Annotated in this window: 17 protein-coding genes; 9 read left to right on the top strand and 8 right to left on the bottom strand. The window is 54.7% G+C overall.

Translation table 11 applies throughout. The features are described 5' to 3' along the window. Positions 1-124: 124 nt before the first annotated feature. Entirely contained in the window at positions 125-889 is a 765-nt protein-coding gene (locus NYE74_RS21830; RefSeq protein WP_036628302.1) for an RluA family pseudouridine synthase, read from the bottom strand. A gap of 6 nt (positions 890-895) precedes the next feature. Beyond that, a complete protein-coding gene (locus NYE74_RS21825; RefSeq protein ID WP_124332934.1) occupies positions 896-1,759 on the bottom strand; it encodes a class I SAM-dependent methyltransferase in 864 nt (287 codons plus the stop codon). A gap of 237 nt (positions 1,760-1,996) precedes the next feature. Between NYE74_RS21825 and NYE74_RS21820 the strand changes: the two genes are divergently transcribed. Next, entirely contained in the window at positions 1,997-3,751 is a 1,755-nt protein-coding gene (locus tag NYE74_RS21820) for an ABC transporter ATP-binding protein (protein ID WP_124332935.1), read from the top strand. Positions 3,752-4,168: 417 nt separating this feature from the next. Here NYE74_RS21820 and NYE74_RS21815 read toward each other — a convergent pair whose 3' ends face one another. Then, entirely contained in the window at positions 4,169-5,074 is a 906-nt protein-coding gene (locus tag NYE74_RS21815) for a GNAT family N-acetyltransferase (RefSeq protein ID WP_036623714.1), read from the bottom strand. A 185-nt stretch (positions 5,075-5,259) separates the two neighbouring features. Here NYE74_RS21815 and NYE74_RS21810 point away from each other — a divergent pair, with 185 nt between their 5' ends. Continuing rightward, positions 5,260-6,039: an ABC transporter ATP-binding protein gene (locus NYE74_RS21810; protein ID WP_036623713.1), complete on the top strand. Its 780-nt coding sequence runs from the start codon at positions 5,260-5,262 to the stop codon at positions 6,037-6,039. Positions 6,040-6,047: 8 nt separating this feature from the next. Here NYE74_RS21810 and NYE74_RS21805 read toward each other — a convergent pair whose 3' ends face one another. From NYE74_RS21805 to NYE74_RS21790, 4 genes are read right to left on the bottom strand one after another with little or no spacing between them, the layout of a single operon-like run. Further along, entirely contained in the window at positions 6,048-7,154 is a 1,107-nt protein-coding gene (locus tag NYE74_RS21805) for a GerAB/ArcD/ProY family transporter (protein ID WP_036623712.1), read from the bottom strand. A 21-nt stretch (positions 7,155-7,175) separates the two neighbouring features. Next, a complete protein-coding gene (locus NYE74_RS21800; protein WP_036623709.1) occupies positions 7,176-7,391 on the bottom strand; it encodes a hypothetical protein in 216 nt (71 codons plus the stop codon). A 15-nt stretch (positions 7,392-7,406) separates the two neighbouring features. Beyond that, the gene (locus NYE74_RS21795; protein WP_036623707.1) at positions 7,407-8,591 is read right to left on the bottom strand and encodes a Ger(x)C family spore germination protein; all 1,185 of its coding nucleotides are present in this window, start codon (positions 8,589-8,591) and stop codon (positions 7,407-7,409) included. A gap of 5 nt (positions 8,592-8,596) precedes the next feature. Next, positions 8,597-10,192: a spore germination protein gene (locus NYE74_RS21790; protein ID WP_036623705.1), complete on the bottom strand. Its 1,596-nt coding sequence runs from the start codon at positions 10,190-10,192 to the stop codon at positions 8,597-8,599. 298 nt (positions 10,193-10,490) lie between these two features. Here NYE74_RS21790 and NYE74_RS21785 point away from each other — a divergent pair, with 298 nt between their 5' ends. From NYE74_RS21785 to NYE74_RS21775, 3 genes are all read left to right on the top strand, one after another. Next, positions 10,491-10,790, top strand: a complete 300-nt coding sequence (locus NYE74_RS21785; protein ID WP_164815298.1) for a Ger(x)C family spore germination C-terminal domain-containing protein — start codon at positions 10,491-10,493, stop codon at positions 10,788-10,790. A 16-nt stretch (positions 10,791-10,806) separates the two neighbouring features. After that, on the top strand, positions 10,807-10,953 hold the full coding sequence (locus NYE74_RS21780; RefSeq protein ID WP_164815299.1) for a hypothetical protein: 147 nt from the start codon (positions 10,807-10,809) through the stop codon (positions 10,951-10,953). Between the two features lie 120 nt (positions 10,954-11,073). Next, the gene (locus tag NYE74_RS21775; RefSeq protein ID WP_036623701.1) at positions 11,074-12,096 is read left to right on the top strand and encodes an HD-GYP domain-containing protein; all 1,023 of its coding nucleotides are present in this window, start codon (positions 11,074-11,076) and stop codon (positions 12,094-12,096) included. A 64-nt stretch (positions 12,097-12,160) separates the two neighbouring features. Here NYE74_RS21775 and NYE74_RS21770 read toward each other — a convergent pair whose 3' ends face one another. Next, positions 12,161-12,856: a L,D-transpeptidase family protein gene (locus tag NYE74_RS21770; protein ID WP_124332937.1), complete on the bottom strand. Its 696-nt coding sequence runs from the start codon at positions 12,854-12,856 to the stop codon at positions 12,161-12,163. A gap of 289 nt (positions 12,857-13,145) precedes the next feature. On the opposite strand from NYE74_RS21770, the gene NYE74_RS21765 reads away from it, so the two are divergent. The 4 genes from NYE74_RS21765 to NYE74_RS21750 all read left to right on the top strand — a co-directional run bounded on the left by NYE74_RS21765 (position 13,146) and on the right by NYE74_RS21750 (position 18,006). After that, a complete protein-coding gene (locus tag NYE74_RS21765) occupies positions 13,146-14,177 on the top strand; it encodes a nitroreductase family protein (protein WP_036623699.1) in 1,032 nt (343 codons plus the stop codon). A gap of 122 nt (positions 14,178-14,299) precedes the next feature. After that, entirely contained in the window at positions 14,300-15,163 is an 864-nt protein-coding gene (locus tag NYE74_RS21760) for a MurR/RpiR family transcriptional regulator (protein ID WP_036623697.1), read from the top strand. A gap of 395 nt (positions 15,164-15,558) precedes the next feature. Then, a complete protein-coding gene (locus tag NYE74_RS21755; RefSeq protein WP_124332938.1) occupies positions 15,559-17,007 on the top strand; it encodes an ABC transporter substrate-binding protein in 1,449 nt (482 codons plus the stop codon). An 81-nt stretch (positions 17,008-17,088) separates the two neighbouring features. Beyond that, positions 17,089-18,006 carry a carbohydrate ABC transporter permease gene (locus NYE74_RS21750; protein WP_316560955.1) on the top strand — a complete coding sequence of 306 codons (918 nt, stop codon included), beginning with the start codon at positions 17,089-17,091 and terminating at the stop codon, positions 18,004-18,006.

Raw genomic sequence — 18,006 nt, 5'->3', positions numbered from 1 at the left:
GAATTAAGGAGCCAAACCAAGGAGCAAACCAAGGAGCGAACCAAGGAGCGAACCAAATAGAGGCGGGATGTTTGGATTACCGGAAATCCAAACATCCCGCCGTCTTGTTGTTGCCGTCCAAACCTCAAAAACCGTTATCTCCCGCCTGAAGCATTGCCGCCAGATTGGTGTATACGCGCTCCTCCCACTGCTGCCAGGGATACTGGCGGGGCGGCAGCGAGACCAGGTCGACGGGCTGCTTGCCGACCGGATGCAAAAAACCCACATACAGCGACCATAAGGCGATTTGCTGGCCGGGTTTGTTCAAGGCCGCGCCGTATTTCTGGTCGCCGTACAGCGGGCAGCCGATCCGGCTTAACTGCACGCGGATCTGATGCGGCCTGCCGGTGTGCAGCTCCACCTGCACCAGGCTAAGGCGCTCCTCGGCCGACACGCCGAGCACTTTATAATCGAGCCGCGCCTCTTTGCCGCCCGGCGTCCCGGCCGGAACGACGGCCACCGTATTGGTGCGCTCGTCCTTCAGCAGCGTGTCGGTCAGACGCCCCTGGCGCTGCGGTGGAGTGCCGTGCACGACGGCCACGTACGTTTTGCTGAAACGGCGGCTGCGCACCGCTTCGGCCAGCCGCGAGGCCGCTTTCGACGTCTTGGCGAAGATCATCGCGCCGCCGACGGGGCGGTCCAGCCGGTGCACCAGCCCCAGGTAGACGTTGCCGGGCTTCCGGTAGCGCCGCTTGAGATCCTCCTTCAGCAGGTTCAGAAGATCCGGGTCGCCGCTGGCATCCTCCTGGGTCGGCACGTTCACCGGTTTTTCGATCCCGAGCAGATGGTTGTCCTCGAACAGGATGGCCATCTCCGGCTGTCCCGTCGTCCGTTTTGCTCCGGCATCCATCATCGTTTACTCCTCCCAGCGCCCGAGAATGCCGCAGGGCAGATGCAGTCCGGATGCGGTGATCGGCAGGCCCAGCTCCCCGGCGGAAATCCGCCCGCCGAACCGGCGCTTCACGGTCATCGATAAGATGTTGTGCAGCACGGTTGGCGATATCCCGGTCGTATAAGAGTTGATCAGGAAAAACAGCGGTTTGTCCGATAAAATCGACATGCACGATTCCACAAACGGATACAGGCTTTGCTCCAGCTTCCACATCTCGCCGCCCGGGCCCCGCCCGTAGGACGGCGGGTCCATGATGATCGCGTCATAGCGGTTGCCGCGCCGCTGCTCCCGCTGCACGAACTTGAACACGTCGTCCGTAATGAAGCGGACCGGCCGGTCGCCAAGGCCGGAGAGCGCCAGGTTCTCTTTGGCCCATTGGACCATGCCTTTGGCCGCGTCGACGTGCACGACCGAAGCGCCGGCGGAAGCGGCCGCGACCGACGCGCCCCCGGTGTAAGCAAACAGATTGAGCACTGAAATCGGCCGGCCCGCCGCAGCGATCTTGTCCATCATCCAGCGCCAGTTGGCCGCTTGTTCCGGGAACAGCCCGGTATGCTTAAAGTTGGTGGGGCGAATATAAAATTTCAGCCGATCGTAGGAAACGGTCCAGCGGTCGGGAATCTGCTTCTTCATTTCCCACTGGCCGCCGCCGGAGGAACTGCGGTGATAATGGCCGTGCACGTCGCGCCACCGTTTGTCCTCGCTCTCGATCGGCCAGATGATTTGCGGATCGGGCCGGCGCAAAATCACGTCGCCCCAGCGCTCCAGTTTTTCCCCGTTTCCGGTATCCATCACTTCATAATCTTTCCAGTCATTTGCTACGTACATGGTTACGATCCTTCCTTCCGCCGCCGTTAAGCGGCTTTCCCTCCTGGGAAACATGTCCTTATTACGTGTTGATTCGGTAGTTATTGTACCTTATTTTTCTGTCCGCATGCCAGCGTCAATGAAAACTTCTTCATTTTATAGACTATTTATGATACTCTTTTTTCCAAGTGCCCCCGGATTAGGCGAACCGTGCCGAATGTCTTGAATTCATTCAGTATTGATAGGGGAGAGAGAAAGATGCTGCGACGTTTTTTTTCGTATTACAAGCCATATAAAAAGCTGTTCCTGCTGGATTTCACCTGCGCGGTCGTGGCGGGGCTGCTGGAGCTGGGGTTTCCGATCGCCGTGAACCAGTTCGTCGACAAGCTGCTTCCGGGAAAGGACTGGTCTCTGATCGTATGGGCTTCCGCGGCGCTGCTCGGGATCTACGTGCTCAACACGGTGCTGAACTATATCGTGACGTATTGGGGGCATATGCTCGGGGTCAACATCGAAACGAATATGCGCAAAAAAATGTTCGACCACCTGCAAAAGCTGTCCTTCCGCTTTTTCGACAACCATAAAACCGGGCACCTTATGTCGCGCATTTCCAACGACTTGGACAATATCGGGGAAGTCGCCCACCACGGGCCGGAGGACCTGTTTATCGCCGGGATGACGCTGGTCGGCTCGTTCCTGCTCATGCTGGCGATCAATTGGAAGCTGGCGGTGCTTACGTTTCTGGTTGTGCCGGTGCTCGTCTGGGCCGCGCTTTATTTTAACGGGAAAATGACCAAAACGTATCGCGGGTTGTTTTCGGCCTTGGCCGATTTCAACTCCCGGGTGGAGGAGAATATCGGGGGCATCCGCGTGGTCCAGGCGTTTGCCAACGAAGAGCACGAAAAGGCGCTGTTCAACGAAAACAACCAGGCTTATCGCGCGACCAAACTGCGTGCTTACAAGATCATGGCCGGCAGCTTGTCGGTCAACTATATGCTGATGCGGCTCGTTTCTTTGTTCGTAATGGTCTGCGGCACCTGGTTCGTCATCCGCGGAGAGCTGTCCTACGGCGAATTCGTCGGATTTCTGCTGCTCGCCAACGTGTTTATCCGGCCGATCGAAAAAATCAACGCGATCATCGAAAGTTATCCGAAAGGGATTGCCGGGTTCAAACGGTACGTGGAGATTATGGACACCGCGCCCGACGTGGCGGATGCCCCGGATGCGGCGGATGCCGGAAAGCTGAAGGGCGACATCGAATTCGACCGCGTCTCCTTCGCCTATGAAGGCAAGGATAAGGTGCTGGACGGCATCAGTCTGTCCATCCGGGCCGGGGAAACGGTAGCCTTCGTCGGGCCGTCGGGCGCGGGCAAAACGACGCTCTGCAGCCTGCTGCCGCGCTTCTACGAAGTGGACGGAGGCAGGATCGCCGTTGACGGCAAGGATATCCGCGGCCTGAGCCTCGCCTCGCTGCGCCGCAATATCGGGATCGTGCAGCAGGAAGTGTACCTGTTCTCCGGCACGATACGGGAAAATATCGCCTACGGCAAGCTCACGGCTAGCGAGGAGGAAATTTGGGAGGCGGCGCGGCGCGCCCAATTGGAGGATTTTATTCTAGGCCAGCCGGAGGGCATGGACACCGTGATCGGCGAGCGCGGGGTGAAGCTGTCCGGCGGACAAAAGCAGCGGCTCGCGATTGCCCGGATGTTCCTGAAAAATCCGCCGATCCTGATCCTCGACGAAGCGACGTCGGCGCTCGACACCGAAACCGAGCTGGCGATCCAGCAGTCGCTGGCCGAACTGTCGGCGGGCCGTACGACGCTGGTCATCGCGCACCGGCTGGCGACGATCAAAAATGCCGACCGCATCGTCGTGGTAACGGAGGAGGGCATTTCGGAGCAGGGACGCCATGACGAGCTGATCGCCGCCGGCGGCCATTACAGCCGGTTGCACCGGGCCCAGTTCGGAGAGATCAATGCCTCGGCTTCGGCTTCGGCGGTCTCGCGCGGCTGAGCCGAAATGAAGCGCGGCCTCGCCAGGAGGCCGCGCCTGCATTTTTGCGGAAGCCGCGGAAATAGCGGTAAATAATGGCTTTATTTTCTCTAAAAAGAGAAGTTTATTATAATAGAGGAATTTTTTACCGCTATGTTTGGAAAATGCGAGCAAAGAGGTGTATTTCCCTGCCTGTTAGCAGAAATAGGTATAAAAAATTCCGCTATTTTGTGAGGGTGGGGCAAAAATCCAAAATTAACGCCACAATTTACCGTTATTTCCGGCAGACAGCAATGACAGATAGCAGCGACAGCGGCAGGCAGTGACAGACAGCAGCAGACAGCAGCAGACAGCGGCAAACAATGGCAGACAGGCATAGTACCTCATCAAAAAGCCGCCAGAGCTAATTGCTTTGGCGGCTTTTCAGACTTCAGCGATTTACGCTCGCGCGTATTCGTAATAATCCTGGGACCGCTGAACGCGGAAGCCGACGTTTTCGTAGAGCTTTTTGGCGTTTGGGTTATCCAAGGCGACCTCAAGCCAAACATCGTAGCCGGCAGCCTGTTCCCGCTTGATGACGTGGCGCAAGGCTGCGCTGCCGATGCCCTGGCCGCGCAGCCTTGCGTCGACGACGAACCCGTAAATCCACGCTTCCCCTTCATGGCGGGAAACCCGGATTTTCCCGGCCGGTTCTCCGCCTAGTAAAATCAGCTCGTTTTGGGCCAATTCCGCGGGGGACATCTCCTCATAAAAGCGCCGGGCCTCTTCCGGCTCCATCTTGAACCCTTCGCTATCGAGCTGCTGTAAAATCGCTTTATCGCCTTCTCCGGCCGGGGCAAGCGAGATCAAGACATCATCGGCTTTACCGGCTTCTCCGGCCGACGCAAGCGAGACCGAGACGACATCGGAGTCATTGGTACGAGCGGCGTGTTCCCCGGCAAATCCGGGGGCTTCCAGCTTCATTTGATACTCGCTGAACGCAAAGCGGCAGCGCACACTGTCCAGGAACCGCTTGCCGGTTTGCGAATCGCCCGGGGCATTGAGCAAAATTTTCGCGTGGGCTTGCCGTGTCGGTGCATCCAGGGCCCGCTCCAGCAAACCGGTAAAAATCCCCTGCCGGCGGTAATCCGGATGTACCATGCCGCAAATCTCCAGGCTGCCGCCAAATGAATATTTTCCGAGAAAAGCTACGAGCTTCCCGTCCCTGAAGCCGGCCAAGTGCACACCGTCGTCTTCTTTGCCGGCAAGCAGGGTGTCCCAGTTCAGCTTTAAAGAAATGCCGTCCCGCTGCTCGACGTTTTTTTGCAGCGCCGCAACATCGTCCCAAGTAAATGTATGAGTCAAATGGTATCTCACTTCCCTTCGCTAGTATTCTAGCTGATTTCAGCAAAATAGGCACGAACTAATGCCGAATTTCCATACGCTGGCGAATCCGTATTCCGCAGCCGTCCGCCGGCGCGGAGCTTGACAAACCTTCCCTGCCGGAGTAGCTTGAGAGTACTGTAAACCTACTCGGGAGGAACTCATGTATGAACTCGATTATCGAAATGAAGCAAGTGACCTGGCAGCGGGAAGGGAAGACGATTTTGAACGGGGTGGATTGGACGATCGGGGAAGGCGAGCATTGGGCTCTGCTGGGCTTAAACGGTTCCGGAAAAACGACGCTGCTTAATATGATCAGCGGCTACCTGTGGCCGTCGTCCGGGACGATCAGCGTTTTGGGACACCGGTTTGGCGAGGTCGACCTCAGAGAGCTGCGCAAATCGATCGGATGGGTGAGCTCCTCGCTGCAGGAGAAGCTGCACGGCGGACAAAAAGCCGAGGACCTGGTCGTCAGCGGCAAATACGCCTCAATCGGTCTGTACGACAAGCCTGGAGCCGAGGATTACGACCGCGCTGCGGCATTGATGGAACAGCTCCGCTGCCGCCATCTGCAGGGCCGCGCCTACCAGACCTGCTCCCAAGGCGAGCAGCAAAAGCTGCTCATCGCCCGGGCGCTGATGGCTTCGCCCAAGCTGCTGATTTTGGATGAAGCGGCGAACGGACTCGACTTTATTTCCAAGGAAGGACTGCTGGAGAGCATCGCGCAATTGGCCGCCGAACCGCAGGCGCCGCACATGCTGTATGTGACGCACCATACGGAGGAAATTTTGCCGATTTTCAGCAAAACCTTGCTGCTGCGGCGGGGCGAAGTGTTTAAGCAAGGCAACAGCCGTGAGGTGCTGACCGAACCGCTGTTGTCCGATTTTTTCGAAATTCCGGTCAGCTTGAGCTGGAATCAGGAGCGGGCCTGGTTGTCGAGAAAATAAAAGCCGGGTTAACGGCTTTCGGGTTTTGCTTTCTTGAGCGACCCGCGCGCGATGCCCGCCAGCCAATAAACCGACGGAATCAGAAATTCGGCGAAGATCATCAGCGCGGGCCAGTCGGTGGACAGAAATCGGTATAACTCGGGCGGGGTCCTGGCGATGCATATGGAGAACACCGCAATGAAGGCGATCACGGGCAGCGTAAAGGGCTTATGGTCATTTACCCGGGTCAGCTGCGACAGGCAGGTTACCGCCGTAAACACAATAAACGAAATTTTAACGAAAATGCTCGTCAGCCAAAGTATGATCAGAATCGGGTCCATCGTGTCGACGAAAGACCCGACCCGAATGAAGCGCACCAGTTCCATATCGGGGTACATCAGGTTGGCCCCCAGATTCGGGCCGAAGGTAAGGAGAACCGGGATAATATGCGTAATGATGATCGCCAGTGATGTACAGGTGATGAAAAAATAGGTCCGGTAAACTTTTCTCGGTTTTTTCAAATAAGGGAACAGCAAAAACAGGAAGGCCAGCTCGCCGAAAATGGACATGGTTTCATAGACGCCGTCCCACAAATCCTTCAACGTCAAATGGGTCACCAGGGCGATAAACATGTCCACCTCCATTTCCTGAAATCCGATCAGCGGGATGGACAGGAAGGCCAGCGCGGTGACGAGGAATATTCCTTCGGCCGCAAGGAAAATCGTATACAATCCGCAGTGCACGGCGTATGCGACGCAAATGCAGAAGATCCCGACAACGGCCCAACCGGGGGTGTCGATCAAATACTCGGAAAGCAAATAGTCGGATAGTTGCCTTAAATTGAGCGCGGCGAGAAAAATATGGATCACCAGGATGTAAAGCATAAAACAGAGATGCAAAGGCTGGCCGACAAGCTCGCTTCCGTATTGTACGAGGAACTCGCCGGGACGCGAAGCTCCCACCTTATAGGCGGGGTATACCAGCACCAGAGCCAGAAGGCCTCCAACCAACGCGGCAACGGGGGTGGAATACTTGCTGCCCGCGATCATGATCCCGATGATAAAAGCGATAACGGTGGTGAAAATCTGTAAATTATAGAGCGAAAAAATTTGGGAAGAGGTTATGTTTTTCGGCATGATTCTGGCCTCCTGTCGCAATTATCCGAACATCCAGTTTTGGATGGATTCCCTGACATATTGAATAAACATCGGTACATTCCAACGTTCTTTCAGCAGGAACAGCACTTCCGCGCAAGCGAAAAAACAGAGCGATACGAGCAGCACGAGCAGGCGGGTTTTAAACCCTGCCCGTCTGCGCTGCGCAAGCCAACCGAACAGCATAATCAGCAAATACATCGTTCCGATCCAGATCATCAGGCGCTTTCCTCGCTATATATGGGTTTCTTGAACCACCGAACGGTAAACGCCGCCGGTGCGGTTCAGCAGGATTTTGACTTTAACCTCGATAGGCAGTTCTTCCGCATAGTAATGTTTCCACTGCGGCCGCATGCTTTTCCATATTTTCGGGTATCTCCAATCGAGATATTGGCTAAACAGAAACGCATCGGAACGGGCTTTACGCGTTTTGTCGAGCACCTTTTTCAAGCGTTCTTCCACATCTTTTTGTAAAATGTTTTCCAACTGCTGAATAACGGCCGGGTCCTTCAAATCGATTTCCGACAAGGAGGTCTGCACGAAAGCTTTCGCGCTGCTTGTAATTTGAAAAGCGACTTTCCCGTTTTTGACGTTGGGCTTGATGCTTGTTTTGATCCCTTCGATGAAGCAGCTGATTTCTTTGCCGTCGCTTGGGGAAGCGATGGTGATGGTGGTCGTACTGAGCTGTGAGCTGATCCAAAGGGCGCCTCTTAAATCTTTTACGGAAAGCACCGTTTTTGCCATTTTTCCGCCGCTGAAAATCGCTGCGCCCCCCGTACCCATCCAGCGGTCTTTTTTAGGATCCTCCACGGCGATCTCGGGCTGCTGCCCGAAAGTCAGCAAAGGAATAAGAATGTCGCCGCCCTGGTACAAAGCGAGCTTATAGTCCTTGACCGTCGTATCCAAAGTGAAGTGGTTGTTGATGTATTTTCGCAATATATCGCCGATGACTCTTTCAAACGCCAACGGAATTCTGGTAATCTCCGTTACTTTATTGGGCGTTACGAACAGGTTGGCGCTCAGGCGAAAGGAGGGCTGGCGGAAAACGAACTCCACGACCCTGTCGAGTCCTTGCTCCGCTAGTCTCCTGCCGACGATGATGGAACGCGTTTGACCGAAGGAAATATTTCTCGAAAGATCGACCTGAATCAACCGCAAAGCTTGGCTGATATTGCTTGCCCGTTTGGTGACAAAAGTGTACGGACTGCCTTGGGGTTGTCCCGAGCCGCCGGCTTGCGCCGGGATCATGCGGTTGGGCAGCGGAAACCCGATGGACAGTTCGATTTCTCCGTCTTCGGTCAAATCGATGAGAACGGCATTCGCAAACGCGCGATTGTTCAGCTCCTGGGAAGACCAACAGCCGCCAACGCCTGTAAAAAGAAGGACCGCCAGCGCGGCGGTGCATATTGCTCTGCGCATGTTTGTCACTCCAGTTCACTTTTTTCCTTTTCCCAGCCGCGGGCATTGTTTTTTTGCCGGGTTTCTTGCTCCGCGATTTGAACAGGCCGCTTGTACATTCTCCACCAGGGCACCCTGAGGAGCGTATCGCCCAGATCTTCGGTCACCAGCGGTGCGATGGACGACATGTAAGGAACGCCGAAGGACCGCAGGTTCACCAAATGGATATAGATCAGGATCATTCCGCAAGCGATGCCGTAGAGCCCGAACAACGAAGCCAGGATCATGATGGGGAACCTTAGCAGCCGGAAAGCGAGCCCCAGATCAAAGTGCGGAATGATGAAGGAAGCGATGCCGGTAAGAGATACGATAATGACCATGGCCGCGGAGGCGATGCCTGCTTGCACGGCGGCGGTGCCGATGATCAGCGCCCCGATGATGGATACGGCTTGCCCGATCGATTTCGGGATCCGGATTGAAGCCTCGCGCAGCGCTTCAAAGGCCAGCTCCATGGCAAAAGCTTCGAGCAGCGCCGGGAAGGGGACGATTTCCCGGGAGGAGGCGACGGCAATCAACAGCTGGGCCGGGATCATCTCCGGATGGAACGTCGTAATGGCAATATAAAGCGACGGAAGCAGCAAAGACACGAGTACGAAAAAATAACGGATCCAGCGTATCCAGTTGGCCGCCACATACCGTTGGTAATAGTCTTCGGCCGATTGCAGCAGCATCGGGAACGTGACCGGGGCCATCAGCACCATGGGCGACCCGTTTACAAGAATCGCGATCCGGCCTTCGAGCAGCGCGGCGCTGACGACGTCGGGCCTCTCCGTGTATTGCACTTGCGGGAAGGGAGAATAAGGATTGTCTTCAATGCACTCCTCCACATAGGAAGAGCTCATCACGCCGTCCATTTTGAGATACGACAGGCGCCGCTGCACTTCTTTGACCAATTCGGGTTTGCATAAACCTTCAACATAAGCAAGCACGATATCGGTTTGCGTGTACCGCCCCGTAGTGACGGCCTGCGTTTTGAAATTTTTGTGTTTGATCCGTCTGCGCAGCAAAGTCAGATTTTTCTCCAGATCCTCAATGAATGCTTCCCTTGGTCCGCGGATGACCGATTCATTGGGCGTCTCCTCAATAGCGCGGGTCGGATATGACGAAATGGAGAAGGTCAGCATCCGCGCGTCTCCATCGATCAAAAGCAAAGCCCCGGCGTCCATTACCGCATTTATGCCTTGGTTCAGGTCATGGATCACACTGGTTTGGGAAACGGTGAGGCCTTCGTCCTCGAACAGGAATTGATAGATGTTCCTGTCTTTCAATTGCGCGGATTCCCGCTGCAGGCTTCTGACAATGTAGTGCTGCGCCGTGTCCTGGGCGATCATGCCGCGGACGTAGATGAGCGCGCAGCGTTGGCCGGTGCTGATCACGAACTCGCGGTAAATAATATCCGAGCAGTCTTTCAGCTCTTCCTTAAGCCAGGCGAGCCGGACCGCAAGACTGCGGGATGAAGCCATCCCCTTTGCCTCAGGCGGGCTTTGCTCCGTCCTCGAATTTCCGGCGGATTTGCCGTTCCCGGCGTGAAGCGTGCGCAGGAATTTTCTCCAAAACGGCATGGACGTTTCCTCCTTCCTAAAGCCCGATTTTGCCTATTAAGATTTGCTTGAGAAAGGAAAAATATTCTGACCGTGCGAGTCCCGCGGCGCTTTTTGAGGGATTAATTTCGGAGCAACATGGCAATAAAGGGTAACAAACATATTTTCAGTCAACTAGAGATGTGAGGATCAGTCCGCCATTCTGTGCATCGCAATGATTACGCGGCTTATGAAATCAAGGGCTCCCGGCGCCGAATTTATGCGGACGTCCCCAACCCGGAGCATATTCGCTTCAGAATTCAGGTCAATATGGAAGGGAATGCCGAGGAGACGCAGGGAACGGCTTGCTTTAATGAACCCGGCCCAGCATGCCGGGATCGAAGGGAAAGCAGCCGAGCGGTTGACCGCCATGATGAAGGGAACGCGGGAAAAAGTCCAGCTCGAATATAAGTCCTACGTCATCGGTCTTGGGACCTATTTAAAGCGGGAGTATCCCGCGGCGTGGAAAAAGTTCCAAAACGATTGGGACCGGGGGGGGGATTACTTTTCACAGGCCGATATCGAGCTGGAAGCACGGGTCAAAGTGCGGATTTTTGGTTCGACGATCGAGACGAAATAGAGAAGGGGAAATGAACATGCAACACTTTGTGCTGGACCGTTTGCCGTCTGTCCATGTATGGGTCAGCGCAGCTCTTTCGGCCGCGATTCCCTGGGGAGTTTATGTCGTCAACCGGGCGTTTCACCGCTACGGGGATCCCCCCTGGAAAAAGCAACGGCCGTAGCGGCATCTTCTTATAAATCCCTCCTAAAGCACTATTTATGAAACGTTAATCACGAACGATATTAAAGTTAATTGAGTTTAAATACTCGGCGTTTCATGAGCGGGGAAAGGAGGGAAAAAATTGAGAATCCACGTTATGGAGCTTCTGGAAGGAGACCGGCTCAGAACGGATGTGTTTAACCGGGCCGGACTGCATGTTCTTCCCAAAGGAACGAGCATTCGCACCGAGGAAATCGCGCTTCTGATCCGCCAAAGCATCGACTATGTCGATATCGAGCTGCGGGACAACGAAGCGTCCGAGTCCGAGCGGATCAGGGACAATTTCGATTTTACGCTGAAAGGCTTCCAATCGATATTCCTGGAGGCGCTGACGACGGGCAAGTTCAACCAATCGCTTGTCGATCAGCACTTGGAGCCGATGCTCGAGGTGCTTGACCGCAATAAAGATGTCGTTTCGCTGCTTATCGCTTTTGCCGAAGACGATGTCAATGTCTATAACCACTCTTTACAGGTGGGGCTATTATCCTATTACATAGCAACCTGGCTCGGTTATTCCGCCGAAGAATGCCACGAGATCAGCAAAGCGGGGTATTTGCACGATATCGGCAAAAGCCGGATCAGGCAGTCGCTCCGCAACCGCGAGCACGAACTGGAGGGTGAAGAGCTGGAGGAATTGCAGCGCCACACGTCCTACGGCTATGAAATTATCCTGAATTCGACGGGCGAAGAGAAGACGGCTTTGGTGGCGCTTCAGCATCATGAGCGGGAAGACGGCTCGGGTTATCCGCAAGGCCTTGGCAAAGCGGAAATTCATCCGTACGCGGAAATCGTCGCCGTGGCCGACGTGTTCGTCGGGATGACGGAGCCGAACGGAAGCTATTCGCGGCAAGATCTTCTGACCGTGCTGCGCAAAACTTACGAGCTTGGTTTCGGCAAGCTGAACGAAAAAGCGGTGCAGGCGTTGACCCGCCATCTGCTTCCTAATTTCATCGGCAAGAAAGCCCGGCTGAGCAACGGGGAAACGGTCACGATCGTATGGAACAATCCGGCGGATATTTTCAAGCCGCTGGTCCGGATCGATGAGGAGCGTTTCCGCGATTTATCGAAAGAACGGAAGATCGAGCTGGAGCAGGTCTTTATTTAACAAAACATAATTGCAAAGGCCGCCCTGAATTGCCAGCGGCGGCCTTTTTTCACACTTGTCCCCATTATTCCCACAGCCCCAAAGCTTCGTAAACCTTCCTGGAAACAACGCCGTTTTGTATCAAGCGATGATCCCGCTGGAACCGTTTCAAGGCCGCCGTTGTATCGGCGCGAAACCGGCCGTTGCACACCCCTTGGAAATAGCCGGCGCTTTTCAAGCGGGATTGAATCAACTGCACGTCTCCCCCCACGTCGCTTTCCGCCAAATCCCGCGGATTTTCCGAGATATCTCCGAGAAGATGGCCGTATATGGTAACCTTGGTCCCGACCGGGACTAGATCGTAAAGCTCGAGCACGTCTCTATTGCGCATCCGGATACAGCCGTGGCTGAGGTGGCGGCCGATGGAGTCGGGTCGGTTCGTGCCATGGATTCCGTAGTATCCCCAAGGAACGTTAAGCCCGAGCCACCTCGGGCCGAATGCCGGACCCCAATTTTTGCCTTTATACGTCACCAGGTATTCGCCGACAGGCGTCGGGGTAGACGGATTACCTACAGCAACGGGGTAAGTTTTATATTTGTGGCCTTGGATTTTGACGATTAACCGATGCTCCCGGGGATATATCTCGAGCGAATAGATCCCCTCCTCCTTGATGATGGGAAGCGCGGGATCGGCCCCGGCGGGCCCGGCATGGCAAGCTCCCGTAAATCCAAGCAGCCACGTTAAAATTGCCGCCCGGATGAACAATGTTTTATTTTTCATCGTTTTTATTCACCATTCATTTTGATAAAAAAACCGTTAGTAGTGTTAGCGGGGATCGCCGGGATTATGCGCGTCTTCCGAGGCAAAGGGACGGCTAACCGCCGGCTGTCCGGCAGGCCATCCGATCTCTATTTTTGCCGAACCAAGAAAATTGTGATATTTTAGTTTATGAGGAAATAATATTTTTTTACCAGACCATATCAAGAAATAATCCAGGTTTTAGACGGTTTCTTAAGTTTATTTTAAATATTTTGTTAATTAGTAAACAAAAAACGAAAGGGGTACGACTATGATTTCTTCGAAAACGATCCGGGAGCGCAGAACGATCCGGAATTTCAATGTTTCTCCGGTATCCCGGGAACTTGTGGAGTCCCTATTAAACCAGGCAGCGGGTCTGTATGAAACCGATGGAGCTCCGCGGTGGCGCTGCATTTACATCGGAACGCCGGAGTCGCGCCGGCATTTGGCGGAGACCATGCTGGCCAAGGCGAAAGAGAGCAGGTTCGGCAAGCTGATTCCTTCCAAAATGCTGGATATCCTGAGCAGGAGGGTGGCGGATATCCCGGGGCACCTGATCGTAATGGCGGAATCCGGAGCCGATGAGCGGGAAAGCGACGAAAATTTCGCGGCCGCCTGCGGCGTCATGCAAAACTTTCAATTGCTGGGCTGGGAGCGCGGTTTGGGCATGTTATGGGATACGGACCCGCTATTTCAAAGCGAACTGTTTTTTAAGGAAATAGGGTTGCGGGAAGGGGAAAGATTCGCAGGCATTTTACATATGGGTTATTTCGATAAGGCTCCAAGAGCCCGGAAAAGAACGCCGGCGGAGCAGAAGTGGACTGCCCTTCTTGGCGGCGCGCCTCATGAGAGGGGGCTGCAACCCCCGATTTCCGAACAAAACGTACTGGAATTGCTGAACGATGCCGTTTGGGCGCCGAATGACCGGTTAAGAGAGCCTTGGCGGTTTATTTTTGCGACCGGCGGTATGAATGAGGCCCATGCACAAACGGTCGTTCCGCGCACAATGCCGGCCCGCCTGCTCGTCGTGGTGAAAGAAGAGTCGGACCCGCACAAACGGGAAGAGGATTTTGCCGCGGCGTGCTGTCTGGTGCAGAACTTTCAACTGCTGGCCAAAGCAAAAAATTGGGGCGTACGCCGAACCAGGCCCGAGTGGATCTACGATCTGGAGCGGTGCCGGAGCTTTGGCGTCAAGGCGCAGGAGCGGATTGCGGCGGTGCTGGAGCTGGGAATAGCGGAAAGGACGCCGCAAGCTGCATCCGCCACTGCTCCCGTAGAGATCCGGTTTGAATTGCCGGGATAAAGCTGAAGCAAAACAGGGGGATTTCCAGAATTTTATATTTTTTCAGCTTGTAATTTGGGTTGTTTACGCTTAATATATGATTGCGAGTTTTGCTATAAAAATCAGAACAAGTAGGTATTTTCATGGCGATCAACGACAATATTCTAATTAAGATCAGGGATATGAAGGAGCATCTGACCCCGGTGGAACGCATGGTGGCCGAATACATCATGGCCAATTTGGAGGAAATTCCCCATCTCTCGATCAAAAGTCTGGCCAAGCTCAGCAAGACCAGCGACGCTTCGGTGCTCCGTTTTTGCAAAACGATGGGCTACAACGGGTATCGCAGCTTTATCGTCAGCATTTCCGCGGCGCTGGGCTCGATGGACGACGAAGAGAAGGATCAATATACGGACATTCAGCCGGGGGACGATCTCTTCACGATCATCGCCAACATTTCGCGCAACAATATGAAGTCGATTGAAGATACGTTAAGCGTGCTCGACCGCGGCGAGGTTGCCAGAGCCGTTCAGGCGCTCCGGGAGAGCGAACGCATCGTGTTTTTCGGCATCGGCGCTTCCGGCCTGGTATGCCGGGACGGGGAGCAGAAATTTTCGCGCATCAACAAAATGTGCCACTCCTATACCGACGGGCACAGCCAGCTGATGGCCGCTACGCTGCTCGGTAGGGGGGATGCCGCCATCTTCGTCTCCAATTCGGGCAATACGGCGGAGATTTTGGAGACGCTGGAGATCGCCCGCAAGAACCAAGCGACAACGATCGCCATTACCAAATACAATAAAAGCGAGCTCGCGGACAAAGCCGACATCCTGCTCGGCATCTCCACGCCGGAGGTGACGATTCGCAGCGGGGCCATGGGCTCGAGAATCGCCATGCTGACGGTCATTGATATGCTGTTCGCCGGTGTAGCCAGCGCGGACTATGCCATCGTCAAGAAATATCTGACCAAGACGCATAACGTTTTGGCCGGCAAGCACCGCAGATAATCGCAGGGCCCGCAACATGACCCGCAACACGAATTGCTAAAAGACGACTTTACTTGAGGTTTCCTTACGTGAAGTTGTCTTTTTTTGTTAGGTTATAGGAGTAAAAAAACAAAAAAATATTACACAGTGAAATTTTATTTCAAATTCTATTGACGGTGTCACATTTTCCGCCTTAATATAGGACACAAGAAACGGGCATCTCGAAACCAACTGCGAGGAGAATGAAGCGCCATGGAAAAATATTTCGCGAAAATAACAATGGAGGGGATAAATCCTAACACGAAAATGATTGGCGGAACAATCCGTGCAAGCGCTTAAAAGAAAAGCGAGGGCCATCTGAAATTGGCCATCCGCGCACAAATGAGTTAGCGCGATATCCCAGGGGAGGATTTTCGATGAGAAAAAAGCATCTGCTGGCGTCCGTATTGGCTTTAGCGCTGTCGTTGCCGGCATTAACCGCATGCGGTAACGGCGGCGGCTCAGGTAGCGGAAGCGGCTCCGAAAGTTCCGGCAATTCGGGGAACGGGACGGCTGCGGAAGCGAAGGATACGATCACTGCGCTCCTTCCGCCGGTTTCCGGCAATTTTCAAAGCAATTTTGCGCAAATGGAAAAAGATTTCAATGCTCTGTATCCGAATTTGACCTTAAAAATTGAACCGGCCAGTTGGGAAGACATGACGCAAAAGCTTGATACGCAGGTCAATGCCGGCAGTCCCCCGGACATCGCTTTTATCGGTTCCGACGGGATCTCCAAATACGTACAGCAGGAGATGCTGATGGACATTACGGATACGGTTACTCAGGACATGATCGACGATTATGATCCCGTGCCGCTCGAATATATGAAAAAGGGCGAGGGACTTTACGGGTTCCCCGCCTATATGGAAGTGCACGCGCTCGGCGGCAACAGGCAGTTTCTTGAGGAGGCCGGCATCGACTGGAAAAACGTGCAGCAAAACGGCTGGACGTACGACGAGTTCCGCGAAGCGATCAAAAAAGGAACCGTCAAGGAAGGCGGCGCGGCGAAACGCTACGGCTTCGTGTTCGCGACCGCCGGCGTCACCGGGAAGGATTACCTCAGCATTTTGGTCAAAAACGCCGGGATGAAGAGCGCCTTTACGGAAGACTTGAAATACGCTTACACGAGCAAAAACTTCCTGGAAGTGCTGAAGGCGATCCGGCAGATGATCGATGACGGTTCGATGCCGAAAGAACTGAGTTCCGTTGACGCCGGCAAACGCTGGAATATGTTCCTGACCGGGCAGACGATGATCACCGGCAAAGGGCTGGCCACGTTCGAAAACTCGGCGAAGCAAAACAACGAGAAGCTCAAAGCGAACGACGGCAGCGCGGTCGCCGGCAGCATTCCGGTGGATTATATCGTGCTTCCGGTGCCGAGCTTCCTCGGCGAAGAAGCGGTATCCAGCACGGTCGTCGACGGCTACGTCACCTTCCGCGGCAAAAAGGAGCCGACCCCGGAACATAAAGCGAACGTCGTTAAAGCGGCTTATTTCCTTGCCAGCGGGAAAGTGGCGGCCACCACGAACAACGATCTGTTCGCCGCGCATATTACCAAGAGCGCCAGAGAGGCGGCCAAAAGCATGACGATCGACCGTAATCCGGACAATGAAGCGGCCGTGCAAACGCTGCTGTTGCATGCCGCGCCGGCCCGCCCGGATATTCCGGTCGAGCTGGGCGCTGGGGCCATCAAAATCGAGGACGCCGTGATCGTTCCGAAACTGCAGGCTTTGTTGGCCGGCGAGATTACCCCGGAGGAGATGCACGAGGCCGTCAAGAACGAAGCGGTCAAAACGTTTGGCGAAGACGGGGTTGCCATCGATTAGCCTCGCTGCGGATAGCCGGGTGAGCGGATCAATCGGCTATCCGATCCATTTACATACTGAGCGAAAAGGAGATCGGACATTATGGCCCAGGCAGCTAAACTTAAACCTGCAAAAACGGCGAAGAAACTCAGGATGAAGGGGGACGGGGCCTGGGCGTATGCGTTTATCGCCGTGGCGCTGGCCGTCTACGCCATGTTAACCGCATACCCGGTCGTCAGCGCCTTTATCATCAGTTTTCAAGAGTACAAACCGCTGGGTTCCAGCTTTGCGGGGCTTGCCAATTATGCCGCCACCTTCGGGGATTCGTTGTTTTGGCAGTCGATTAAAAATACGATCGTCTACACGGTGCTGACGGTACCCGTGTCCTTATTCCTCTCCTTTGCCGTAGCCATTATGATATTGCCGTTGAAAAAAGGTTTGCAGACGGCGTTCAAGGCGGTCTATTATCTGCCGGCGGTCGCCTCCGGCGTAGCGCTTTCCGTCGTCTGGCTGTGGATCTTCGATCCGATGCCTTCCGGGATTCTGAACCGGCTGCTCGGCGTGTTCGGCATCGCCAACCAGAACTGGCTGGGGTCCAGCGCCACGGCGATGTTTTCGCTTGTGCTTATGGCCTGGCTGTCCAGTCACGGCACGAGCATCATCATTTATTTGGCGGCGCTGCTCGGCATTGACGGCAGCTATTATGAAGCCGCCGAGCTGGACGGGGCGTCTTTCCTGCAGAAGCTGTGGCATATCGTGATCCCCTGCCTCAAACCGACGACGTTGTTTTTGCTCGTCACGGGAGTGATCGGGTCGTTCCAGGTGTTCCAGAACGCGTATCTGATGACCGGCGGCGGGCCCGACAACGCCACGACGATGGTGGGCCTGCTCATTTTCAACAATGCGTTCAAGTATTTCGAATTCGGCGAAGCGGCGGCGCAATCGCTGATCCTGACCGTCATTATCGCCGGCATTTCCCTCATTCAGTTTAAATTCCTGGGCAACGACGTCGAGTACTAG

Origin of the sequence: Paenibacillus sp. FSL P4-0127 (genome assembly GCF_038007325.1) — a bacterium.
In the GTDB taxonomy this organism is placed as follows: Bacteria; Bacillota; Bacilli; order Paenibacillales; family Paenibacillaceae; genus Fontibacillus; species Fontibacillus macerans.
Note: the sequence above shows the minus strand (reverse complement) of the source record. Positions and strands in the feature narration are given on the sequence as shown.